Annotated in this window: 21 protein-coding genes; 4 read left to right on the top strand and 17 right to left on the bottom strand. The window is 38.2% G+C overall.

Annotation, left to right across the window (positions count from 1 at the left end):
- Positions 1-72 precede the first annotated feature (72 nt).
- Complete coding sequence (locus tag QM481_RS15535; RefSeq protein WP_283382374.1) at positions 73-900, top strand: hypothetical protein; 828 nt, start codon at positions 73-75, stop codon at positions 898-900.
- 90 nt (positions 901-990) lie between these two features.
- Here QM481_RS15535 and QM481_RS15530 read toward each other — a convergent pair whose 3' ends face one another.
- The 17 genes from QM481_RS15530 to QM481_RS15450 all read right to left on the bottom strand — a co-directional run bounded on the left by QM481_RS15530 (position 991) and on the right by QM481_RS15450 (position 17,823).
- Positions 991-1,500 carry an NADH-quinone oxidoreductase subunit J family protein gene (locus tag QM481_RS15530; RefSeq protein WP_166551708.1) on the bottom strand — a complete coding sequence of 170 codons (510 nt, stop codon included), beginning with the start codon at positions 1,498-1,500 and terminating at the stop codon, positions 991-993.
- Between the two features lie 57 nt (positions 1,501-1,557).
- The gene (locus QM481_RS15525) at positions 1,558-2,076 is read right to left on the bottom strand and encodes a NuoI/complex I 23 kDa subunit family protein (protein ID WP_095161400.1); all 519 of its coding nucleotides are present in this window, start codon (positions 2,074-2,076) and stop codon (positions 1,558-1,560) included.
- Between the two features lie 41 nt (positions 2,077-2,117).
- On the bottom strand, positions 2,118-3,284 hold the full coding sequence (nuoH, locus tag QM481_RS15520) for an NADH-quinone oxidoreductase subunit NuoH (RefSeq protein WP_283382373.1): 1,167 nt from the start codon (positions 3,282-3,284) through the stop codon (positions 2,118-2,120).
- A 50-nt stretch (positions 3,285-3,334) separates the two neighbouring features.
- Entirely contained in the window at positions 3,335-4,351 is a 1,017-nt protein-coding gene (locus QM481_RS15515; protein WP_166551711.1) for an NADH-quinone oxidoreductase subunit G, read from the bottom strand.
- A 92-nt stretch (positions 4,352-4,443) separates the two neighbouring features.
- Positions 4,444-5,784, bottom strand: a complete 1,341-nt coding sequence (nuoF, locus tag QM481_RS15510) for an NADH-quinone oxidoreductase subunit NuoF (RefSeq protein WP_095161397.1) — start codon at positions 5,782-5,784, stop codon at positions 4,444-4,446.
- A gap of 57 nt (positions 5,785-5,841) precedes the next feature.
- Entirely contained in the window at positions 5,842-6,867 is a 1,026-nt protein-coding gene (locus tag QM481_RS15505; RefSeq protein ID WP_283382372.1) for a phytanoyl-CoA dioxygenase family protein, read from the bottom strand.
- A gap of 49 nt (positions 6,868-6,916) precedes the next feature.
- A complete protein-coding gene (locus QM481_RS15500) occupies positions 6,917-7,411 on the bottom strand; it encodes an NADH-quinone oxidoreductase subunit NuoE family protein (RefSeq protein WP_166551713.1) in 495 nt (164 codons plus the stop codon).
- A 107-nt stretch (positions 7,412-7,518) separates the two neighbouring features.
- Entirely contained in the window at positions 7,519-8,754 is a 1,236-nt protein-coding gene (nuoD, locus tag QM481_RS15495; protein ID WP_283382371.1) for an NADH dehydrogenase (quinone) subunit D, read from the bottom strand.
- 52 nt (positions 8,755-8,806) lie between these two features.
- Positions 8,807-9,307 (bottom strand): NADH-quinone oxidoreductase subunit C, encoded by a 501-nt coding sequence (locus QM481_RS15490; RefSeq protein WP_166551715.1) that lies wholly within the window; start codon positions 9,305-9,307, stop codon positions 8,807-8,809.
- A 64-nt stretch (positions 9,308-9,371) separates the two neighbouring features.
- Entirely contained in the window at positions 9,372-9,920 is a 549-nt protein-coding gene (locus QM481_RS15485) for an NADH-quinone oxidoreductase subunit B (RefSeq protein ID WP_095161392.1), read from the bottom strand.
- A gap of 87 nt (positions 9,921-10,007) precedes the next feature.
- Complete coding sequence (locus QM481_RS15480; RefSeq protein WP_095161391.1) at positions 10,008-10,376, bottom strand: NADH-quinone oxidoreductase subunit A; 369 nt, start codon at positions 10,374-10,376, stop codon at positions 10,008-10,010.
- A 372-nt stretch (positions 10,377-10,748) separates the two neighbouring features.
- The gene (locus tag QM481_RS15475; protein WP_283382370.1) at positions 10,749-12,125 is read right to left on the bottom strand and encodes a neutral/alkaline non-lysosomal ceramidase N-terminal domain-containing protein; all 1,377 of its coding nucleotides are present in this window, start codon (positions 12,123-12,125) and stop codon (positions 10,749-10,751) included.
- A 136-nt stretch (positions 12,126-12,261) separates the two neighbouring features.
- Positions 12,262-12,972: a Bax inhibitor-1/YccA family protein gene (locus tag QM481_RS15470; protein ID WP_374760913.1), complete on the bottom strand. Its 711-nt coding sequence runs from the start codon at positions 12,970-12,972 to the stop codon at positions 12,262-12,264.
- Between the two features lie 257 nt (positions 12,973-13,229).
- Positions 13,230-13,733 carry a hypothetical protein gene (locus tag QM481_RS15465; protein WP_283382369.1) on the bottom strand — a complete coding sequence of 168 codons (504 nt, stop codon included), beginning with the start codon at positions 13,731-13,733 and terminating at the stop codon, positions 13,230-13,232.
- Between the two features lie 210 nt (positions 13,734-13,943).
- Complete coding sequence (locus tag QM481_RS15460; RefSeq protein ID WP_166551719.1) at positions 13,944-15,257, bottom strand: Gfo/Idh/MocA family protein; 1,314 nt, start codon at positions 15,255-15,257, stop codon at positions 13,944-13,946.
- A gap of 207 nt (positions 15,258-15,464) precedes the next feature.
- Complete coding sequence (locus QM481_RS15455) at positions 15,465-16,409, bottom strand: formylglycine-generating enzyme family protein (RefSeq protein ID WP_283382368.1); 945 nt, start codon at positions 16,407-16,409, stop codon at positions 15,465-15,467.
- Positions 16,410-16,818: 409 nt separating this feature from the next.
- Positions 16,819-17,823, bottom strand: a complete 1,005-nt coding sequence (locus tag QM481_RS15450; RefSeq protein WP_283382367.1) for an FAD:protein FMN transferase — start codon at positions 17,821-17,823, stop codon at positions 16,819-16,821.
- Positions 17,824-18,382: 559 nt separating this feature from the next.
- Here QM481_RS15450 and QM481_RS15445 point away from each other — a divergent pair.
- From QM481_RS15445 to QM481_RS15435, 3 genes are all read left to right on the top strand, one after another.
- Complete coding sequence (locus tag QM481_RS15445) at positions 18,383-19,942, top strand: ankyrin repeat domain-containing protein (RefSeq protein ID WP_283382366.1); 1,560 nt, start codon at positions 18,383-18,385, stop codon at positions 19,940-19,942.
- Positions 19,943-19,946: 4 nt separating this feature from the next.
- Entirely contained in the window at positions 19,947-20,435 is a 489-nt protein-coding gene (locus QM481_RS15440) for a DUF2271 domain-containing protein (protein ID WP_166551723.1), read from the top strand.
- 217 nt (positions 20,436-20,652) lie between these two features.
- On the top strand, positions 20,653-22,845 hold the full coding sequence (locus QM481_RS15435; protein ID WP_283382365.1) for a PepSY domain-containing protein: 2,193 nt from the start codon (positions 20,653-20,655) through the stop codon (positions 22,843-22,845).
- The last annotated feature ends 27 nt before the right edge of the window (positions 22,846-22,872 follow it).

Here is a 22,872-nt window from a genome sequence, read left to right as displayed (position 1 = left end):
GTACAGAATCGTACCTAGTTGAGCGTCAATTACTGACCTAATTTTTTACATATTCAAACAAATTATACATTCATGAAAAAGGCTTTACTCGTAAGTTTACTACTGGGAGGTGCAAGTACAGGCACAATTGCTCAGTCCGTGGATGATTCAAAGCCATTGACTATCACACCTCAAGTATCTATTGAACAGTTTAACTGGATTGAAAATTATACGACAGGAAAAGCAGGAATAAAGTTTGAGCTAAAACCCTCAAGCAAGCTAAATATCAATTTGGATTTAGGGGCTTATAAAAATATCAATAAACCTTATGCAACGCAGTCTAGTGGAAACGCATTAAGCATAAATTTTAGTGATTATAAAACAGCTCCGCCCTACTCTGCTAGTATTAATCCGCTTTATAATCAACCGAAGGCTAATCTCTCTGGTTTTTATGCTAATATAGATGCAGGTGTTCCTTTCAAACTTAGTGATACCTCAAAAATAAGCATAGAGCCATTTATCGGTTTAGAAGGCAAAGTGTGGAGCCGTTCATTGGTATATGGACAGGAAGGCGAACAAACAGTTTTTGAAGAAAAATATAAGTTTCTCTCCCCAAGTCTTGGTGCCAAATTGAATTATACCTCTAAATCAAAAGTCAAATTAACTTTAAGAATAGGTGTTAGCTATCCAGCTTTATCAAAGCTCAAAACAGATGAAAAAAACCTTACTGCTCCTAATACTGAATTTAACTTGTCTAAGCACTTATCGCCTTCAATAGAGGCTTCTGCAAAGATGAAAAAGCTTACGATAAAGATTCGGTATGAAAGACTTAACTTAGGCTCTACAGACTCATTAAAAGGTGTTACACAACCTTCTACCAAAGCCAATGTAACAGGATTCTCGATTGGATATGATTTCTAGAATTTTAGACTATAACTTAACATTTTATTAAAAAATATATCAACAAAAAAGGGAGCCGAAAGCTCCCTTTTTTGTTGATATATCTAAAATTTAGAAATTTCTTTCTCCTGCTTCTCTCTTACCTAGCATTACTGCACCCACCATTGCTACAAAGAACAAGATTGATACTAACTCAAAAGGAAGAAGATAGTTGCGATACAAGAGCTTACCTAAATTCTCAACCATACCCGTTTGAGAATCATATAAAGCATTATCAGCACCTGTACCTAGATTGATTTTGCGTGTTGCTGCAATAAAAATTACTAAGACAGTACCACCTACAACAGCCCCAGCCAACTTTGTTAAGTTGGTTTTCGAATCAGGGGAGTTTCGTCGTAGATCGAGCATCATGATTACAAACAAGAACAATACCATAATAGCTCCAGCATAAACGATGATATTAACCGCCATCAAGAACTGCGCGTTGAGCAATACATAGTGTCCTGAAATACAAAAGAACGTAAACACCAAATACAATACACTGTGAATTGGGTTTTTGGAAAGTACAACCATCAACGCACTAATTAACGTAAGGGCTGTAAGAAAGTACCAAAATTGCATATTTTTCGAATTTAAACAGGTAAAAATACCTTCTGCTGTTAAATCTATAAATGTTTCTTATTTCCAACCATCACGTAGATAACGGTCATCCATTTTTTCTACGAGTTTATCTTTACCGAAAATTACTTCGTTACGGTCGTTGAAAACAGGTACCATTTTGTCATGGCGTAAGAAAATAGCCTCTTTAGGACAAGCTTCTTCGCAAAGTCCACAGAAGATACAACGAAGCATATTGATTTCATATACTTTAGCGTATTTCTCTTCGCGGTACAAAGTTTCTTCTCCTTTTTTACGTTCTTCGGCAACCATAGAGATTGCTTCGGCAGGACAAGCTACGGCACAAAGACCACAAGCTGTACAGCGTTCTGCTCCGTTTTGATCTCTTTTCAAGATATGGTGCCCACGAAACACAGGACCTAAATATCTTTTTTGCTCAGGATAACGAATTGTTACTGGCTTTTGAAAGAAGTGCTTGAGGGTAGTTAACATCCCACCTGCAATCGCTGGCAAATATATACGCTCTGCTAGCGTCAATTCTTCTTGTTCTAATACTTTCGTTCTATTACTTAATTTCATACTAAGTCAGTAAAAGTTGGGATATTGAAGGCTATTGGGGATTAACGAGCCAATGCTGTTTTCTTTTTCTTTCCTCCAGCAATCGAATGATAAATAAACAAACCTACAACCAAAACAGGAATACCTGCAATAGCGATACCGATTGAAGCCAAGCTTGACAAATTAAATTCAGCTGGTAACAAAATGATAAGACCTGTCCACACTACATTGAACATGGCGATTGGAATCAAACCTGTCCAACCTAAGTTCATCAATTGGTCATAACGGAAACGTGGCAATGTCCAACGCACCCACATGAACACAAATACAAAGAATAGTGCTTTTCCGATTAATGCGCCGAAACCAATGAAGTTTGCAACATTTTCGCCAAATGAATTGACTACTGTTTCGTAGAATGGATAGTCATAACCTCCAAAATACAAAGTAGCCATTACTGCGCCTGAAACAAACATGTTGATGTATTCTGCAAACAAATAAAAACCTAATTTCATTGAAGAATACTCTGTATGGTAACCACCAATCAATTCAGTTTCACATTCGGGTAAGTCAAATGGAGTACGATTACACTCTGCAAAAGCACAAATAATGAAAAGAACAAACCCTACTGGTTGGTAAAGGATATTCCAGTGTCCATTTTGTTGCGCTTCAACGATTGCTTTGGTTGACAAAGAACCTGTCATCATCAAGATAGAGATGATTGAAAGACCCATTGCTAATTCGTAAGAGATATTTTGCGAAGCTGCTCGAATAGCTCCCAATAAAGAGTACTTGTTGTTAGATGCCCAACCACCTACTAAGATACCATAAACACCAAGCGATACGATACCAAATACCCACAAAATACCAATGTTTACATCGATACCTTGCAAGTCAAATTTCACACCATTACCTAAGTCAATAGTATCGCCAAAAGGAATTACAGCAGAAGTCATAAGTGCTGTAAACATAGACAAACATGGACCTAGAATAAAGAGCCATTTACTTGAATTAGCAGGAATAAAATCTTCTTTCATAAACATCTTTACAGCATCAGCAAGAGGCTGTAAGATACCAAATGGTCCCGCTCTATCTGGACCAACACGGTCTTGAAAGAAGGCAGCAAAAATACGCTCGAAATAAGTAGAGTACGCTGCTACGCCCAAGGTGATAGCAAAGATAACACCTACATATATGGCTTTTGCGGTAAATACTGTGGATGTAAGTTCCATGAATATACAATATTAGTGCTATTGACTACTGTTGACAGTAGCGACAAAAATTATTTCAACTGCTTTTGTGGTTCTAAAAATGAACGGTCACGATTATCGTCAATTTGCTTATACTGTTCAGCTGCTTGCTTCAATGGGAAAGCAGGTTTGATAGAGCTTGCACCATATTTATTTGCTGAAATCACAGAATGACGAGCTACTTTCATTGGTCCTTCGATAGTCCAATCAGAAGTTTTCTTACGTTCAAAACGACAAGTATTACAGATAAAGTCTTGTACTTCACCCCACTCATTTTTACGAGCAGTTACACGAATTACTTCATCGCCACGATACCATAATGTTACTTTACCTGAGCATTTGCCACAATCACAGTGAGCATCTACAGGCTTAGTAAACCATACACGGTTTTTGAAACGATACGTTTTATCAGTCAAAGCACCTACTGGACAAACATCAATCACGTTTCCTGAAAAATCGTTATCAATCGCTTTCTCGATATAAGTACTAATTTCGGCATGGTCACCACGGTGCATTACCCCATGAACACGTCCTTCAGTAACTTGGTCTGCTGTGTACACGCAACGATAGCAAAGCACACAACGGTTCATATTCAATTGAATGTATGGACCTAAATCCTGTGGTTCGAAAGTGTTACGTTCTTCGATGGTACGAGTTTTAGAAACACCATGTTCGAAAGTAAAATCTTGTAAGTGGCACTCCCCAGCTTGGTCACACACAGGGCAATCAAGAGGGTGGTTCAACAATAAGAATTCTACTACACCTTTACGAGCCTCAAGTACTTGTGGACTGGTTGTGTTTTCCACAATCATACCATCCTGAACTTGAGTAATACAAGAAGGTACTAATTTTGGCATTGGACGAGGGTCTTTTTCAGAACCTGCAGTTACTTTCACCAAACAAGCGCGGCATTTACCACCCGAACCCTTAAGTGGTTCGTAGTAACACATCGCTGGAGGGGCAACATGCGCACCGATTTGACGAGCCGCCTGCATAATAGTGGTACCCGGTTCTACCTCAATAGTGATGTTATCAATAGTTACTTTCATTGTTCTCTTATTTGAAGATTTGAGAATTTGAAGGTTTTGCCTTAAATAATCAAATTTAAAAAGACTTATTAATAGAAAAATATGGGCAAATCTTACAATGTCCAACTAGCACCTTCACGCATAAACACCGCACCAGGCTTTGTAGCTTCTTCTGGATGTTTTACGTGCCATTCAAACTCATCACGGAAATGACGGATGGCTGCTGCCACAGGCCATGCTGCTGCATCACCTAATGGACAAATGGTATTTCCTTCGATTTTCTTCGCAACATCAACCAACAAATCAATGTCTTCCATACGACCTTTGCCATGCTCAATACGATGAATTACTTTATCCATCCAGCCTGTACCTTCACGACATGGAGAACATTGTCCACATGATTCGTGATGATAAAAACGAGCAAATGTTAACGTATTATGTACGATACAAGTAGTTTCGTCCATTACGATAAAACCACCTGACCCTAACATTGTACCTGTAGCAAAACCACCATCAGATAACGATTCGTAAGTCATCAAACGATTTTCACCGTTGGTTGTTTTCAAGATTAATTCTGCTGGTAAGATGGGTACTGACGAACCTCCCGCAACAACAGCCTTAAGCTTGTGGCCATCACGAATACCACCACACCATTCGTCAGAATAGATAAAATCCTCTACCGTAATACCTAGTGGAATTTCATAAACGCCAGGTTTGCGCACATGTCCAGAAACCGAAATCAATTTGGTACCGGCACTACGTCCTACGCCTATTTTAGCATATTCTTCACCGCCATTGTTTACAATCCAAGAAGTAGCGGCAATAGATTCTACGTTATTAACTACGGTTGGGCACTGATATAAACCTTTTACCGCAGGAAAAGGAGGCTTATTACGTGGATTACCACGTTTACCTTCCAAAGACTCTAGCAAAGCTGTTTCTTCACCACAGATATAGGCACCACCACCAGGTTGTACAAAAAGGTCAAGGTCATAACCTGAACCTAAGATGTTTTTACCTAACAATCCTTTATCATAAGCTTCTTGAATCGCTTTTTCTAGGATGTTAATCACATACATCAACTCACCACGCACATAGATATATGAAGTATTGGCTCCCAAAGCATAAGAAGATACAATCATACCTTCGATTAAGGTATGTGGAGACTTCATCATCAAATAGTGGTCTTTGAACGTACCAGGCTCTGATTCGTCGGCATTACAAACCAAATAGCGAGGTACACCCTCTGGTTTAGCCAAAAATGACCATTTCATTCCTACAGGGAAACCTGCACCTCCACGACCACGCAAACCTGATTTTTTCACTTCTTCAGTTACTTCATCTGGCGCCATTGTCTTGATGGCTTTTTCTACCGCTGAATATCCACCATGCTTACGATAAACGTCGATGGTTTCAATACCAGGTACATCAATATGTTGGGTTAATATTTTCATGTGATTAAAAAATACATTAAAGCATGAAATGTTATTTTCAAGAAAAGTAAAAAGTGCTTATTCTGTCCAGTCTTTTCCTTGTGAAATAATATCTTCTTGTGCCAAATTTGCAGGGTTTGCATAGATTGCTACCCCATTATAATAGCTTGTCTGAGACACATCTTTAGTTTCTGCACGGTGCTTAGGTTGCGCCTGTACTGTTGAATAATGGCAAACAAATGACTTGCGTGTCATTTCAGCATTATTGATACGACTTCCGCCATGTGCTAATGCTCCGTGCCAAATCAAAATATCACCCTTTTTAATCAAAAGTACTTTCTTTTGAATTCCGAACTTGGCGCATATTTTATCCAAATACTTACCAAATTGATCAGGGCTAAACAGCGACAAACCGTGTTTGTACAAAATACCTGTAACTCCAAAATGAAACTTTGGCAATTTATGAGAGCCAGGATAATAGAACAAAGGACCAGAATCAGGGTGTACATCTTCTAGGGGAATCCAAGCAGCAGCTAAATGGCTCGGAACACCCGATGTTACCCAAGGATAATCCTGATGTGTACTTTGTTGACTACTATACTTAAAGATTAAACTTTGAAAAGCAGTAAGATCATTATCCAATACGGCACGCAAAAAGGCTACAATATTGGGATGAGTCATTACTTTTTTTGCTCCAATCGAAGCATTATGGTAATCATTAATACGAGCACCTATGCTTTTCAACTTATCTTTTGGTATATCCTTTAGCTTGGCATCCTTAGTATTATTAAATTGATATACCAAAGCTGTCATATCATACTTCTCATGATTCTCGATGGTTTCTTCAACTTCATTCCAAAGATTATCTAACCATTGGGTTGGCAAAACATTTTCAAGAACCACAAAACCATTTTCTCTCCAGAATGCTAGCTTTTCTTTTAAATCAAAAGGTAAAGACCCTTCAATTTTAACTTTATTTATTACTTGTTCCAAAGAAACATCCTTATCAACTAGTGGTAATGTTTCGCTATCAAAATCTTTTGGTCCTTGAGGCGCAACATAGTGTCTAATATGGTGATAAGGTCTTCTAAAGGTATTTTTCAAAAAAGCTATCATTGGGTAGAGGAATTAAGTATCAAATGGTTTATTATAATTATTTTGAAAGATCTTCGATAATGGCATCTACCTTTTCAGTCGTAAGGTTCATATAGTACTTCTCACGAATTTGAAAGACTGGTCCCCAGCCACAAGCAGCAAGACATTCTACTTCTTTTACTGTAAACTTGCCATCTGCCGAAGTACCACCAGTATCAACACCTAATTTTTTCTTTAAATGGTCATATACTTCACCACCACCCATTAGGCAGCAAGGACCTGTACGGCAGTATTCAATTACATGCTCACCCACAGGCTCAAGGTGGAACATCGTATAAAATGTGGCTACTTCATAAACCTCGATTGGCTTAATATTTAATAAGCCAGCTACATAGTCCATTACCTCAGAACTCAACCAACGCCACTCAGCTTGTGCTAAGTGCAAAATTGGAAGTAAAGCTGACTTTTGTTTACCTTCTGGATAACGTTTGATGATTTTGTGTACCCTCTCCAACGTATCTGCTGGAAACTGAACGGTTTGTGTGTTCGTCATGTTCGGTATTAGCATTTCGGAAGGAATACTTTTGCATATTCCTTTTCGCTTCTAACTAAATATTTCTACTAAAACTATTGGGTCGATTTATATGAAATGGTAATACACTAGGTATCCAATTCGCCAGCAATCACGTTCATAGATGACATCGTAATGATAGCATCAGAAAGTGTTGAGCCTTTAATCATTTCAGTGAAAGCCTGATAATAAATGAAGCAAGGGCGGCGGAATTTCAAACGGTAAGGAGTACGTCCACCATCAGAAACTAAATAAAAACCTAATTCGCCATTACCTCCTTCTACAGAATGATAAACCTCACCCACAGGAGCATCAATTTCACCCATCACAATCTTAAAGTGATAGATTAGTGCTTCCATGTTGTTATAAACTTCTTGTTTTGGAGGCAAATAATAATGAGGAGCATCAGCATGATAAGGTCCTTCTGGAAGGTTATCCATGGCCTGCTGAATAATGCGTAAACTTTGCCACATTTCTTCGCCACGAACCAAGAAGCGGTCATAGGTATCGCCAGTTGTACCTACTGGGATTTCAAACTCGAAGTCTTCGTAAGAAGAATAAGGGTTCATGACACGTACGTCGTAGTCAACACCTGTTGCACGTAAGTTTGGACCCGTGAAGCCATAATTTAAAGCTCTTTCAGAAGAGATAGCACCTACTCCTGTAGTTCTATCCATGAAAATACGGTTACGCTTAACCAAACTTTCAAACTCTCTAAGACCTTTAGGGAATTCACTTAGGAAATGTTTGATTTTACGAATAGCTTCGGCAGAGAAGTCGCGCTCCATACCACCAAAACGTCCCATGTTGGTAGTCAAACGAGCACCACATAGTTCTTCGTAAATTTCATATATATGCTCTCTCCACTGCATTACATACAAGAAACCAGTCATGGCACCAGTATCTACAGCGAGTACTGAGTTACAAATAATGTGGTCAGCAATACGAGCCAACTCCATCATAATCACACGCATATATTGTGCTCTCTTAGGAACTTCAATACCCAACAGTTTTTCTACAGTCATGTGCCAACCCATATTATTGATTGGTGACGAACAGTAGTTCATACGGTCGGTAAGCGTTGTGATTTGATAAAAAGGACGACGTTCAGCGATTTTTTCAAACGCACGGTGGATATACCCTACAGTTTGTTCTGAATCGATGATTGTCTCCCCGTCCATGGTAAGGATATTCTGGAAAATACCATGGGTGGCAGGGTGAGTAGGACCAAGGTTGAGGGTGGTCAACTCATTAACATATTTTTTGTTTTCTTCTGATTTGGCGATTCCTACATTAGGACTCGACACTAAAGCAACATCTGACATATTTCGCTTGGGTGAATGAGCTACCGAATAGCAACCCGATAGTTACCGATTATTATCTTCCAAATAAAGCATCAATCTTATCTTGACGAGTAGCATCCTCCATTGGATACTCTTTGCGCATAGGATGATAGTCCATATCTTCTACATTCAAAATGCGAATAAGATTTGGATGTCCTTCAAAGATAATTCCATAAAAATCGAATGCTTCACGCTCCATCCAGTTAGCTGTAGCATAAAGCCCTGTGATGGTTGGCACTTTTGGAGACTCGATAGGAACATACAATTTGATAATCAATCGTACATTGTTTTCGAGGCTATGCAAGTGATAGATGACACCTAATTCCTGACCTACAGCATCGGGAAAGTGGATACCCGCTAAATCAGTAAGAAATTGGAACTTGAAAGTGGGATGTTGATATAAATAATGCAAAAGAGGTACAATAGTATCTACAGAGGTAGTTACGTTCAAAAGACCGTAATTTTCCATGATTCCGTAAATTTTATCCTCTCCGAATTTCGCTACTAAGTCTTGAGCAATTTGTTCGTTTGTCATTGTAAACGCTGAAATGATAGACTAATGAAAAAGGGATATTTAGTTATAAAGTGTTGCTTTATAACTATTCAATACCATAAGAAGATAACAACGCCTTGTATTCAGGAGATTCTCTTCTTCTTCTTTGTTCTGATTTAGCTAGCTCCTGAATTTCCATAAAGCCATCAAGGATTTGTTCTGGACGAGGGGGGCATCCTGGTACATACACATCGACAGGGATAATACGGTCGATACCTTGTAAAACAGAGTAAGTATCAAACACACCGCCAGACGAAGCACAAGCACCAACAGCAATTACCCAACGAGGCTCAGCCATTTGAAGATACACTTGTTTTACAACTGGAGCCATTTTTTTAGCAATGGTACCCATTACCATCAAAACGTCGGCTTGACGTGCTGAGAAAGAAAGACGTTCTGCACCAAAACGAGCTAAGTCATAGTGCGAAGCCATGGTTGCCATAAATTCGATACCACAACATGAGGTAGCAAATGGTAAAGGCCAAAGTGAGTTTGCTCTCGCCAAACCAACCAAGTCATCTAGTTTTCCAGCGAAGAATCCTTGACCTTCTAGTCCCTGTGGGGCATCTACTGTCTTTATTATTCTATCACTCATTGTCTTATTCAATTAATAATATTTGATGTCTTACTACCTAACTAGCTGTTGAGGCAGAAGGTTTTATAGAGAAAGAGGCTTTGAGAATTATTTTTCCCAGTCAAGCACTCCTTTTTTCAATACATAAATAAAGCCTGCTAAAAGAAGACCCATAAAAACTACCATTTCCAAGAAGCCGTCCCATCCTAATGTCTTAAAATTTACAGCCCATGGATACATAAAGATAATTTCTACATCAAAAAGCACAAATAGGATAGCCACAAGAAAGTATTTTACAGAAATAGGCGTGCGTGCATTTCCCACTGACTCGATACCACATTCAAATACATCGTCTTTTGCTTTGCTATGTCTTTTAGGTCCTAACCAGTGAGTAGCCACCATTGTCAATACGATGAATGCAAGTGCTGCCCCTATTTGGACAATAATCGGAAGGTAGTCTGATGGTTGATAGTTCATTTCTTTGTCTTTAAGTTTTGAAATTTGCCTACAACGGCTCTTTTCTCTCGGTGCTTTTAGTCAATATATTCTGAATGAGAGACTTGTGTTTTGCTCGTTGTGAGATTGTTTTTGCTATCACAGCTTTTTAATGGTCGCATAGCAACAATTTCAGAAATCAAGTCGCAATTTACTGATAAAAATTTACATGAAGTGTTTTTTTTACCTGAAAAAGCTCGGGAATTATTGTGCTTGAGCATGATTACTTAGATGTTTTTCAGGATTTCAGCTAATTCAGAATTATTCTAAATTAGACAACTACTTTTGTTTACATAGAATTAATATCTGCCTTTCTTTCCCGAAATCTTCCAGTAAAATAACCAAATTTTAAAATCAATTTTCTTCTGGCTCTTGTATCTTAACGGATGGCGCATTTTTCGTCAAAATACTATTGATCACTTCTTGAAAATATTGCCCGTTCTGAGGACCATACCAATTCATTACTCGAGTTTCGTATTTATTCAAATCATAATGGTTGTCTTCGGTAATATATCCTACATAACTTCCATCAAAACTAGTAACAATGAGATTTAGATGCTGAGCCTTAGCGGTTTTGAGGACTTCTGGCATCAATTCGCCACTGTAATCACAAGGTGTACCTACAAAAATGGTATTACCCAATTGGAACACCTTCATTTCGGCAGGATATTCTCCAAAAAACGTTTGAAATACCCAAGGGCGAAAACGTATGTCTTGCGATACTCGTACTTGTGGGTCACGCATCGATAACGGAATCACCGAAGCATGAAGGTTATCCACAAGCCCAGTTTTAATTTGTGGGCTAACTTTAGCAATTTTTTGGTAAAGACCATCAGCCACACGATTGAGTTGAGCATAATCATCTTTCATCTCCTCTCCTATTGGACCTGTACTGCCAACAGAGCCAGCCATAAACATCGCAAAATTAGCTTGGTCTTTTTCGAGCTTATCCACCAAAACCCCTGGATAATCTCTTGACAGAACCATTTTATCAGCATTAAGCGTAGTTGCATGTGCCGAATACACACAAATTAAGGCATTTTGTCCATTGTCTTTATGAATTTTCAATACACGTAAAGTCGGGTCTACCGTACCTTTTTCATGAACCAACCTATTGAACACCAACTCTGGAGCGTCTATTTGCCCATAGCCGATTTCAGCAGCGGTCGTATTTGCATCAGCTAATTGGATAGCCTTGACAATCTTATTAGCAATATCCTCCACCACTTCAGGATGGTATTTTCCAGCAAATAATTCTCCAATAGCATTTTTACCCCATGCACCTATGCTATTGTGCGTATGTGTAGCGCCTATAAACACATGCTCCCATGAAAAGCCAATTTTACCGAGTTTATCTTGCAAACTCAATCTTACCTCGGGTGGAATAATCAACATATCGCAAGAAACCATCGCAAATTTACGACCATTATCAAACACCATTGCTCGCACATAAATAGAGTCATGTACGCTCTGATAAGGTTTGCCATCGCGATTGCCATATCCTGCTGTAGCCAATGGCTGTGAGGGTGTTAGGTTTACTTTTGCCCAACCTACATATACCGAATCATACTGTGGCTCAGTATCTGGAGTATAATTAGCCAACCAGTTTTGCATTTGAGCATAAAACTCGGTCTGGTGCAATTCTGTTCTGTCTACTGTCGTAAAAGTCCCGATGGCGGCCATTACAATTAGTGCCAAGAAACCTAAAATAATATTTCTGAAAATCTTCATGAGCAGTTTGTGATTAAACCAATAAGTGTTTGAGCATATTTTCATGAATAAGTCAATTACACTTCTGTACTTTTCTTCAAAAATAAAACTCCTCACCTAAGTTTAGATGAGGAGTTTTAAGAAAAATGCTTTTGTATTAATCTCTTCTATTTCCGAGTAAACGAAGTAGATATAAGAATAAGTTGATAAAGTCTAAATACAAGGTCAATGCCCCCATGATTGCTTCTTTATGATCTTCGTCTGTGCCTTCGTTGCCGATGATATTCATCTCTTTGATTTTTTGAGTATCGTACGCTGTTAAGCCTACAAAAATCAATACACCAATAGAACTAACTATCATTCCAAACATATCGCTACGCAAGAAGATATTGACAACACCTGCAATTACTAAACCGATAACACCCATCATCAAAAGGCTACCCCAAGAGGTCAAATCCTTTTTGGTATAATAGCCATAAGCCGCCATTGCCATAAACATTGAGGCTGCAATACCAAATACATAAACAATCGAATCAGCAGTGAATACAAAGAAAATGACCGATAGTGTTAATCCATTCAAAATCGAATACAGAAAGAACCAGACAGTAGCAGAAGTAGCCGACATAGTTGCCACTCGCGACGATAACCACAACACAACCCCCAATTCAGCTATCATCAATCCATAAAAGGTAAACTTGCTACTAAAAATAATTTCAACGATTTGAGGCGTACTTGCTACACCAAATGAAACCGCTGCTGTAACTATTAAAGCCAAAGACATCCAACCAAATACTTTGGTCATATAACGAGCCTGTTCGGACTGAACAGCCTCCTGTGAGTAATAAGGTGAATACTGATTGTTTTGCATAAGCTTGTTGTAATTAGATTGTAATGCGAATCTTATGTTAAGAAAGCTGTATTATAAATTCTACGGAGTATTGAAAATATAACATAAGATTCAAATTTATCTCTGAGGACACTATGTTACTAAACTTCGTTGGTATTGCCAAAAATTTAACAATAATTCATTCTTTACTAACGAGCAATTTTAATACTTGTGCTATTTCAATAACTCCTTTTTACAATCATAATAAAAATATAAAGAGCTTAATCACAAGCTATCAGTTATTCAGGAATCGAATTTTTCCTACTTCCAATTGTGACACCAAACTTAAGTGTAAGAAAATTAAGTTCATATTGAGAAGAAGAAAGTATGAAGTTTTGTTCTACTGATAATCTGAAGTGTTTAATGTCAACTCCTCCTCTTAGAGTGGCTCCCATTTTATCATATTTGTGTTTCGCATTTTCAGCCTCAAAAATTGCATTGTAAATACCAAAGCCTACGCCGAAAAAAGGTCGAGTTCGTTTCTGTCTTCCATAATTTCCAATGTAATATTCGGATGTAATTAAATAGGATGATACGCTATTTATTGGACCTGAAATAATTGGACCTGTTGCAGAAATACTACCATAGGCATTAGCTGATTCAAATTTAAGTCCTACAGATACCTTATCGTTAAAGCAATATTTAGGTTCAATAGAAATACCTCCTCCAAAAGATGAGGATGATTTTGCTATACCAACTAATAAGTCTAGCTTGAAAGGATTATTACTTTGCGACCTTACCATGGGACTGTAAGTTAGCAATATCGAGAGCATGCATATTTTTGACTTCATAGGGTAGTTGTATAGACTAGATGTAAACAAATAATTTTAACTACAACTTTATAAATCTTTTGATAAACATACTGACCACTATAGGTCAGTAGTTTTCTATTTTGAGCTATTAGTTTTCGACAAAAAATGAAAAGCCGAAAACTAATAACTCAGAGTTGAATATTACACAAACTTAGTTTTACCCGGAATTGCTACTGGATACAAACCATTTGCATCTGGTTTGAGTGGCATATCGGCATCCCAAGCAAATGTTTTTGGTGCTAGGTCTAAGCCTGAATTTATAGCTTTGTCCCAAGTTATTACCTGACCAGAATAAGTAGCCATTCTTCCAAGAATAGAAGTCATGGTTGATTTGGCTCCGTTTTCGGCATCGGCAAACTTATATTGCCCTTTGGCGATTGCTTCAAACAATTCGTCGTGCTCTACTTGGTAAGGGTTAGGGTCTTTGCTACCATTGTGTTTGAATAAGGTATTTCCTTTGTAGTCGGTAATATGTCCTGCATCAAACATAATTTTACCTTTCGTACCAACTACTAATTCATCTACTTTTGCCCAAGTCCCCTTGATATGGCGACATTGAGAATTGAGAATTGTCCCATCGGCATATTCAAACTCAACGATATGATGGTCAAAAATTTCGCCATAATCTTTTCCTTTTCGTACCTCACGACCACCCGTTCCTCTAGCCTTGACAGGATAAGAGTTTTTAACCCAGTTAATTACATCGATATTGTGAATATGTTGTTCGGTGATATGGTCACCACATAACCAGTTAAAATAATACCAGTTACGCATTTGATATTCCATTTCGGTTTGACCAGCCTTTCTTGGATTTACCCACACGCCATCATTATTCCACCAAGCCGAAGCAGATACAATATCTCCCACCATGCCGTCTTGAAGGCGCTTCATGAGTTCACGATAAGAAGTTTGATAGTGACGTTGTAAACCTACTACGACATTCAGCTTCTTCGCTTTTGCTTTTTCGGCAGCCGCTAGTACTCGTTGTACACCAGCAGGGTCTGTGGCTACAGGTTTCTCCATAAAAATGTGTTTACCTGCATTCACAGCGGCTTCAAAATGTAAAGGACGGAAACCTGGAGGCGTAGTCAAGATAACCACATCTGCCAAAGGAATTGCTTTGAGATAAGCATCAAATCCCACAAAACGTCTGTCGGCAGGGACATCAATCTTTGATTTCAAATTTTCGAAATCATCTCCTGTTATTTCTTTATAGCAATTGTCTAAACGGTCTTGGAAGGCATCAGCCATTGCAACCAATTTCACATTTTGCTTAGTGCTCAACGCCTGAATTGCTGCACCTGTACCACGTCCACCGCAACCTATTAAGGCAACCTTGATGGTATCGTCGACAAGACTATTAAACATACTTGCTTCCGACAAAAACGGAGCAGCAATTAAACTTCCAGTAATTAGCGATGTACTTTTAACAAAATCGCGTCTAGTTTGACTCATAGTTAGAATTAGTTTTAGAAAATGAGAGGTATTTTAATATTGGATTTGGGATGTTGGATTGCGGAATTGTATGGTACTTTTTCATAGAAAATAAAGGTGATTTTCCATATTTCCGAAATCAGCAATCCCAAATCCGCAATAGTTTTAGGTCTTTCGGTAAGGGCAACTTGTCTTCACTTTGTGCCTGTGCTCCTGTTCACTCATAACCTACTTTAATACTTTTGCAAAAAAAGCTTCGACTTCTTCTGCCGAAGGCTGTTGTAGAGGTTGTACAATACGGAATCCTACAAAAGGCGCATCGGCATTCCACCATTTACTTTTTGGTACTTGTGGGTCACGACGATTCCAAATAGGGTCTGATTTTAGGCGATTAGCACTTCGCAATTCTTTTGCTTCATCTTTATAGTTGCCTCCTCGCACAGTACTTGGATAGCGTTTTAACTTTTCTGAGTAAGGATTCTCTTGTCCTGCACTTAGTTTTTGATAAAATCCTTCATCGTATTGGTCCATTGTCCATTCGGCTACGTTGCCCAACATATCGTATAATCCCCAAGGATTTGGCTTTTTCTCACCTACTCGATGATAATGTCCTTCGGCATTGGCTCCATACCAAGCATATTGAGCAAGGTCTTTTTCATTTTCTCCAAAGAAGAAACGAGTTTTACTTCCTGCACGACAAGCATATTCCCATTCGGCCTCTGTAGGTAATCGATAGAAAATTCCTGTTTTATGATAAAGCCATTTGCAATACATCAAAGCTGCATACTGCTGCATCGAATTAGCAGGGAAACCACCTACTTTTCCCATGCCCAAAGTAAAATCAATGTACGGAGGACTAGGACGAGTAATGGCATCGGGCTTTGGCTCAGGGTCACGTTCCTCTTCAAAAAACAGTTGATATTCGTCGTAAGTCACTTCGGTTGCTCCCATCCAAAAAGCTGAAAGCTTTACCTTCACTTGTGGTGATTCATCTGACTCATGTCCTAACTCACTTTCGGAGCTACCTAAGGATAGTTCTCCCGCTGGAATCGCTACCATTTTAAATTTGACAGTAGTATTAGGAATAGTTTGTTCATAAGATTGGAAGTTTTGAGCTTCAGAGATACCAAAAACAGCGGTAAATAAGCTCAAGGTCAAAAGAGTTTTTTTCATAGAAAAATTATGAGGTTGATATGCAAAGTTGAATTGAGATGACTGTAAACTAAATAGAAATATGTTTTATTAAAATACTCTTTCTTTTTCTAAGACTACCCAACAGACCCTCACAGTTTGTTTGTGGTTATTGAGTGATTGGTGATTGAGTGGTTGAATGATTTTTAAAAGTATTAGTAGAGACGCAATGTTTGCGTCTGAGCCCTAGAATATACCTATGGAGACGCAAGCATTGCGTCTCTACCGTGATACACACTTTGTGCCTATGTGCCTTTGACGCTTTGTACCTAAATACTAACTATTTTGCTATTTGAAAAGCATTAGGGTTTGGAAACTCAATTGGAGACGCAAGCATTGCGTCTCTACAGTGATACACACTTTGTGCCTATGTGCCTTTGATACTTTGTCCCTATTCCATCATTTTCTCAAAATAGCTGTTTTGCCATTTAAGAATCACTTTACCTTTCTTCTCTGCAATCAGTAAACCTGTATTAGGAAAACTATCACAGAGTTTGATAGCCTTTTTGATTGACAAAACACTACATGCTGTAGCAAGCCAATCGGCAGTAGCACCGTCGGGAGCAATAACAGTCACATTACGTTGATGTGTAAGTCCCAATCCTGTCTTGGGATTCACGATGTGTGAATAATGCTTTCCATCCATTTCTACGTATTGATACATATCGCCAGATGTGGCAACAGCAGTATTTTGAAGAAATAAATATCGAGGTAATAATTCTTCGGAGGAAGGGATATTTACTCCAACACTCCAAGCTTTTTTACTTGGTGGTGCTTGTCCCATGGCTAAGTCTCCTCCCGCATCTACTAGTGAGGAGCCTAAACTTTCTTTGGCTAAAAAATCTACTACTTTTTGGGCTATATATCCTTTTGCTATTCCTCCTAAGTCGAGTTGCATATTGTTTCGAAGCAACTTCACTTCATGAGTGGAAGGATTCATTTTTATAAACTTAAACCCCACACGCTGCTGTGCATTTCGAATAGCAGAGTCACTGGGAAGTTGTTTGAGCTTTCGAGCTTTTCTCCAAAGTCTGACCACAGGTCCGATAGAAATATCAAAAGTGCCATTGCTTTTCGAGAACGCATATTGGGATTTCTCCAAAATATCCCATAAAGCATTCGAAACTTTGGGGCTTTCGCCTTTTTGTGATAATACACTCAATTCGCTTTGCAAATCATAATCGCTATAAATGCTATTAAGCGAATCCACCAATAGATAAGCCTTTTTTATACTTGCCGCAACTTGAATAGAATCGTTGCTATATACCACGATAGAGAAAGGAGAACCCATTTTGGGTTGTGTAAAAGTCCACTTGCGGATAGGCGCTTGTGCCTGTAAGTGGGCTGTATGAAAGAGTACCAAAAGAAGAATAAACAAAGATGCTTTTGTTTTCACAGAATCAATATGTTCGAGGTTTGTGAGTGTTAACGCAAATATGGTACAACAAGTTAAGAAATAACCATTTGTTCACTTGCCCTGATTTGCGCAGTTCTATTCGAAATAAGTAAACAATTGGACTACAATACCCTCTTTACTCCCTATTATCTAAATAAACATCTCGTTATTCATACATTCAATATGGCATTCGGTCGAATAAATACACCTGTTAGCAGGAAATGACTCTGGGTGTTTACCAGTACTGATGATTTTATTCTAATTTTATGCAGGCTATTGACTTAAAGCATCTCATTACGCATTATCGACTCTTTCCATCGATTGGTCAGTAGGTTGTTCATTTTCCTAAAAAAATGTTACAGAATTTTACTTTTCATCATTTTTATGGTCAAAGCCAATAAATGCTCTTTTCAAGTAAATAAAGTGATTTAGCTAAATTTAAAATAGAGTATTATGGTTAAACAAAGATTCTAATTTATATTTGTACTAATTCTAAATAAGAAAAGCTTATTTGTTTTGAGTCCCAAAACTTCAACCCGATAAAACATACATATTTCAAATGAAAAGAATATTCATTGCTGCATCTTTGGCACTTTTCAGTTTCGCTGCAAGCGCTCAAAGAAATACCTTATTAGAACAATCATTTTGGAGAAACCAACCAAATGCTGAAGCTGTAAAAGCTGAGGTAGCAAAAGGCAGTAACCCATCTGAACTTAACCGTCAGGCGATGGACGCTGTAGTAATGGCCATCAACTCTGGCGCGCCGAACGAAACCATCAAGTATTTGTTGGAACAACCTGGAAATGATGTAAACAAAATTACTCATGATGGTCGTATTTACTTGCACTGGGCTACCGCAAAGGGCAATATCGAAATCATGCAGTTGTTGATCGACAAGGGTTCAAAAGCAAGCATGGTTGATGCTCATGGAACTACTCCATTAAACTTTGCTGCGGGTAACGGACTTACACCAGAAGTAATCGACCTTTGTGTGAAAGCTGGAGCAAATTTGAAAAAAGACGTAAACCAAGACGGTGCAAACGTTTTATTACTTGCTGTTGCTGGAGACAAAGATTTGGCAATCACTAATTATTTGGTATCAAAAGGTTTAGATATTAAAAGTGTTGACAAAAATGGAAATAATATTTTTGGTTATGCCGCTCGTAGTGGAAACGTTAACCTTTTGAAAGCTTTAGTACAAAAAGGTATCACGCCAAACGACAACGCTATTGTGGTTGCATCGCAAGGAGGTAGAAGAGGAACAACCCTTAGTTTAGAGTTTTTTGAATACTTAGAAAGTTTAGGAGTAAAACCTACAGCGACAACTAAAGCTGGCGAAAACGTTTTACATTTCTTAGTTCGTAGACCTAATCAAAAAGAAATTATCGAGCATTTCTTGGCAAAAGGTGTTAATGTAAACCAAGCAGATGAGGAAGGTAATACTCCGTTTATATTTGCAGCGGCATCTAACAGAGATTTAGCCACCTTAGGCTTACTTGCGTCAAAAATATCAAACATCAATCTGACTAATAATAAAGGAGAATCGGCTCTTTCACTAGCTGTAAAAGGAAACTCTCCTGAAGTTGTTAAGTTTTTAATAGAAAAAGGTGCTGATGTAAAAGTAACAAACAAAGACGGTGAAAACTTGTTAGCCTATTTGGTACAATCTTATAGTGCAGGTGGTTTTGGCGGTCCTGGAGGGCCACAAGGTGCTCCGCAAGGCGGACCTCAAGGTGGTAGTGAAGGTCGTGGTGGCTTTGGGCCAAAAACAGAAGACTTTGACGCCAAACTAAAAATGTTGGAAGAAAAAGGATTAACAGCCAGCACTCCACAAAAAAATGGCAATACCTTATATCACTTGGCCGTTATGAAAAACGACTTAGGTCTTTTAAAACGTATTCAGGCACTAGGTATTGACGTAAATGCAAAAAACTCGGAAGGAATCACGGCGCTTCACAAAGCTGCGATGATTGCTAAAGACGATACCGTTATGAAATACTTGGTATCTATTGGTGCTAAAAAAGAAGCCGTTACTAATTTCAACGAAACAGCTTTTGATTTAGCTTCAGAAAACGAATCACTTTCAAAATCTAAAATATCTATCACTTTTTTAAAGTAGTAAAATGTTCAAATTCTTAAAACTAGCCGTTATTGCATTAATCGTATCGTTGGGTGTTTCTAACACAACACAAGCACAAACAACGAAATACAAATGTATGATTCAAATGACTAACTATATGGGCGAAGGCGCTTATATGGTTGTATCTATCGTAGATGCTAAAGGAGCTTATGACAAAACTTTGTATGTATTAGGTTCTGACAAAAAATGGTACAAAGACCTAAAAGAATGGCATAAAGCATTCTCAAAAAAGCCAAGTAACTTAAGCGCTATCACAGGTGCATCGGTAACAGGTGGCGACCGTAGTGTGGTTGTTCTTGAAATTGAAAATGCGAAGTTGAACTCAAATTACAAAATTCGTTTTGAGAGTGCCGTTGAGGATAAACCATATTACGTAAAAGATTTGGAGGTTCCACTAACAACTGATGGCTTAGCGGCTAAAAGTGAAGGAACGGGTTATATCCGTTATGTAAGATTTAGTCCTGCAAACTAGAATAAGAGACAACAGACACAAAGTAATAGCGTGTAATTCACTAACATGGCTTTACTTTGTGTTTTTTCCATCAGTTGATCAATTATATTGACAACTGATGGGAAAATTTTAGAGCAGTGTTTTATGTATTGAGTAACCTATTCGAGGAAAAGACAACAACTGTTCAAGATTCTTATGTATTTCTCCGTTTGCATTTAATTCAACCAACTCTCAAAATATGAATCTCTCTATCTGGAGATACAGTCACCTTACGTTGGCGGTATCTTCTTTTCTTTTTCTAGCACTTGCCGCTATTACTGGTATCATTCTGTCGTTTGAGCCAGCTTTAGAAAAAATCAACAGACCAACAACGCCATCTCTTAGTCAAGTAACTTTGGCTGAAAGTATTCCTGTGTGGAAAAAGCAATATCCTTCAATTAGTCAGGTAGAAGTAGATGATTTTCATTCTTTAGTAGCCAAAAGCTCTGATTTTCCAAAAGATATTCAGGAAGGATATATTCATCCCCAAACTGGAGAGTTTTTGGGAGCAACCAAGCAGAAAGGTGCCTTCTTTGAATGGGTTAACGCTTTACACCGCTCTTTATTTTTACATGAACTAGGACGTTTTTTTGTAGGACTCACAGCATTTCTTCTATTCTTAATCACTATTTCAGGTATCTTACTCCTTATTCAGCGTCAGCAGGGAATACGCAACTTTTTTAAAGGTATTCCTAAAGATAGCTTTGCACAATATTACCATGTCGTATTGAGTCGTTGGTCTTTACTACCAATTCTTTTAATTGCGCTTACAGGGGCTTATCTTTCATTAGTTCGCTTCGAAGTATTTCCTGCGGCTAAAGTAAACTTAGAGGTTGATTTTGATAAAATAAAAGATACTCCTCAAAAGAAACTGGAAGATTTTCCAATCTTCAAAAACACATCGCTCTCAGAAGTAAAAAGCATAGAATTTCCTTTTTCAGAAGATCCTGAAGATTATTTTACCATCAAGCTCAAAGACCGAGAAATTGCCGTAAACCAAATTACGGGAGAAATTCTTGCTGAGCAGGCATATCCTTTTACACAAATTATGAGTACGCTCAGCCTCGATTTGCACACAGGTAGAGCGAGCATCATCTTGGCTATCATTTTGGCTATTGCTTCTGGTAATATTCTATTTTTTATATACACTGGTTTTGCTATTACGTTTAAAAGACTCTCTGGAAAATCTAAAAATCAATTTACAGCTGAAGAAAGCCGTTTTGTTATCTTAGTAGGTTCTGAAAATGGCAGTACATGGGATTTTGCCAATGGTTTTTATCAACAATTGATTAAACTTGGAGAGAAAACCTATATCTCGACACTCAACGAATATCAGAGCTACCCAAGTACAGAGCATTTGGTTGTGTTTACCTCTACCTATGGGGCGGGTGATGCCCCCAATAGTGCAAGCAAGTTTCAAGAGTTATTATCGACTGACATTTCTCAACCTTCCTCTATTCAAATATCTGTAGTCGGCTTTGGGTCTCGTGCTTATCCAGATTTCTGTCAATTTGCTTATGAGGTACATCACTCTCTAGGCAGTAAATCTTGGGCGAAGCCATTGTTGGATATTCATACAGTAAATGATAAATCGGAGGAAGATTATGCGCTTTGGGCAGAAGCTTGGTCAGCTAAAACAGGCATCAGTATTTCGAGTAAAGCTCCGCTGAAACAACCCAACAACTTTAGGAATTTAGAAGTAGTGTCAAATACTTCTAATCAACATGACGATACCTTCTTGATTAAGTTTAAAACGAAAAGATGGACAAAAGTGAAATCAGGGGATTTACTGGCGATATACCCAGCTAACGACCATCGTGAACGCTTATATTCGATTGGAGTTGTCGATAAAAGTGATATTCAGTTAAGTGTGAGATTACACGAAAATGGACTAGGCTCAGGATTTTTGCATCGACTCAAAGCTGGAGATACATTCAAAGCTAAAATTGTTCAAAATAGCCATTTCCATTTCCCTAAAAATAGTCCAGAAGTCATCATGATTTGTAATGGTACAGGTATTGGACCATTTTTAGGAATGCTTAGCCAAAATAATAAACAAGTTCCTTGCCACTTGTATGCAGGGTTCAGAGATAAATCTTCGCTCGGTTTATATCAATCTCAGCTGGACGAGTACAGTCAACAAAAGAAATTGAATACCCTTGCCGTTGCTTTGTCACGTGAGACTGAAAAGTTGTATGTTGGAGATTTGATTAAAAAAGATGCCCATCAAATAGCCACTATATTAAAGAATGGAGGCGTAATTATGATTTGTGGATCATTGGCTATGCAAAAAGATGTGATGGTCGTACTGGAACAAATCTGTGAAAAAGAGCTTTCTCAGTCATTGAGTCACTACCAAGCACACGAACAAATTCTTTCGGATTGTTATTAATTTTTTTGATTAGGGTGCGACTGAAGT

The sequence above is a fragment of the Flectobacillus rivi genome (assembly GCF_030056655.1).
Lineage (GTDB): Bacteria > Bacteroidota > Bacteroidia > Cytophagales > Spirosomataceae > Flectobacillus > Flectobacillus rivi.
This window is presented reverse-complemented; position numbering and strand designations above follow the sequence as displayed.

Bases quoted from the DNA above. Each gene is read 5' to 3' on its own strand.
- QM481_RS15535 (WP_283382374.1), top strand. From the start codon at position 73: ATGAAAAAGGCTTTACTCGTAAGTTTACTACTGGGAGGTGCAAGTACA.
- QM481_RS15530 (WP_166551708.1), bottom strand. From the start codon at position 1,500: ATGCAATTTTGGTACTTTCTTACAGCCCTTACGTTAATTAGTGCGTTG.
- QM481_RS15525 (WP_095161400.1), bottom strand. From the start codon at position 2,076: ATGAAATTAAGTAATAGAACGAAAGTATTAGAACAAGAAGAATTGACG.
- nuoH (WP_283382373.1), bottom strand. From the start codon at position 3,284: ATGGAACTTACATCCACAGTATTTACCGCAAAAGCCATATATGTAGGT.
- QM481_RS15515 (WP_166551711.1), bottom strand. From the start codon at position 4,351: ATGAAAGTAACTATTGATAACATCACTATTGAGGTAGAACCGGGTACC.
- nuoF (WP_095161397.1), bottom strand. From the start codon at position 5,784: ATGAAAATATTAACCCAACATATTGATGTACCTGGTATTGAAACCATC.
- QM481_RS15500 (WP_166551713.1), bottom strand. From the start codon at position 7,411: ATGACGAACACACAAACCGTTCAGTTTCCAGCAGATACGTTGGAGAGG.
- nuoD (WP_283382371.1), bottom strand. From the start codon at position 8,754: ATGTCAGATGTTGCTTTAGTGTCGAGTCCTAATGTAGGAATCGCCAAA.
- QM481_RS15490 (WP_166551715.1), bottom strand. From the start codon at position 9,307: ATGACAAACGAACAAATTGCTCAAGACTTAGTAGCGAAATTCGGAGAG.
- QM481_RS15485 (WP_095161392.1), bottom strand. From the start codon at position 9,920: ATGAGTGATAGAATAATAAAGACAGTAGATGCCCCACAGGGACTAGAA.
- QM481_RS15480 (WP_095161391.1), bottom strand. From the start codon at position 10,376: ATGAACTATCAACCATCAGACTACCTTCCGATTATTGTCCAAATAGGG.
- QM481_RS15475 (WP_283382370.1), bottom strand. From the start codon at position 12,125: ATGAAGATTTTCAGAAATATTATTTTAGGTTTCTTGGCACTAATTGTA.
- QM481_RS15470 (WP_374760913.1), bottom strand. From the start codon at position 12,972: ATGCAAAACAATCAGTATTCACCTTATTACTCACAGGAGGCTGTTCAG.
- QM481_RS15465 (WP_283382369.1), bottom strand. From the start codon at position 13,733: ATGGTAAGGTCGCAAAGTAATAATCCTTTCAAGCTAGACTTATTAGTT.
- QM481_RS15460 (WP_166551719.1), bottom strand. From the start codon at position 15,257: ATGAGTCAAACTAGACGCGATTTTGTTAAAAGTACATCGCTAATTACT.
- QM481_RS15455 (WP_283382368.1), bottom strand. From the start codon at position 16,409: ATGAAAAAAACTCTTTTGACCTTGAGCTTATTTACCGCTGTTTTTGGT.
- QM481_RS15445 (WP_283382366.1), top strand. From the start codon at position 18,383: ATGAAAAGAATATTCATTGCTGCATCTTTGGCACTTTTCAGTTTCGCT.
- QM481_RS15440 (WP_166551723.1), top strand. From the start codon at position 19,947: ATGTTCAAATTCTTAAAACTAGCCGTTATTGCATTAATCGTATCGTTG.
- QM481_RS15435 (WP_283382365.1), top strand. From the start codon at position 20,653: ATGAATCTCTCTATCTGGAGATACAGTCACCTTACGTTGGCGGTATCT.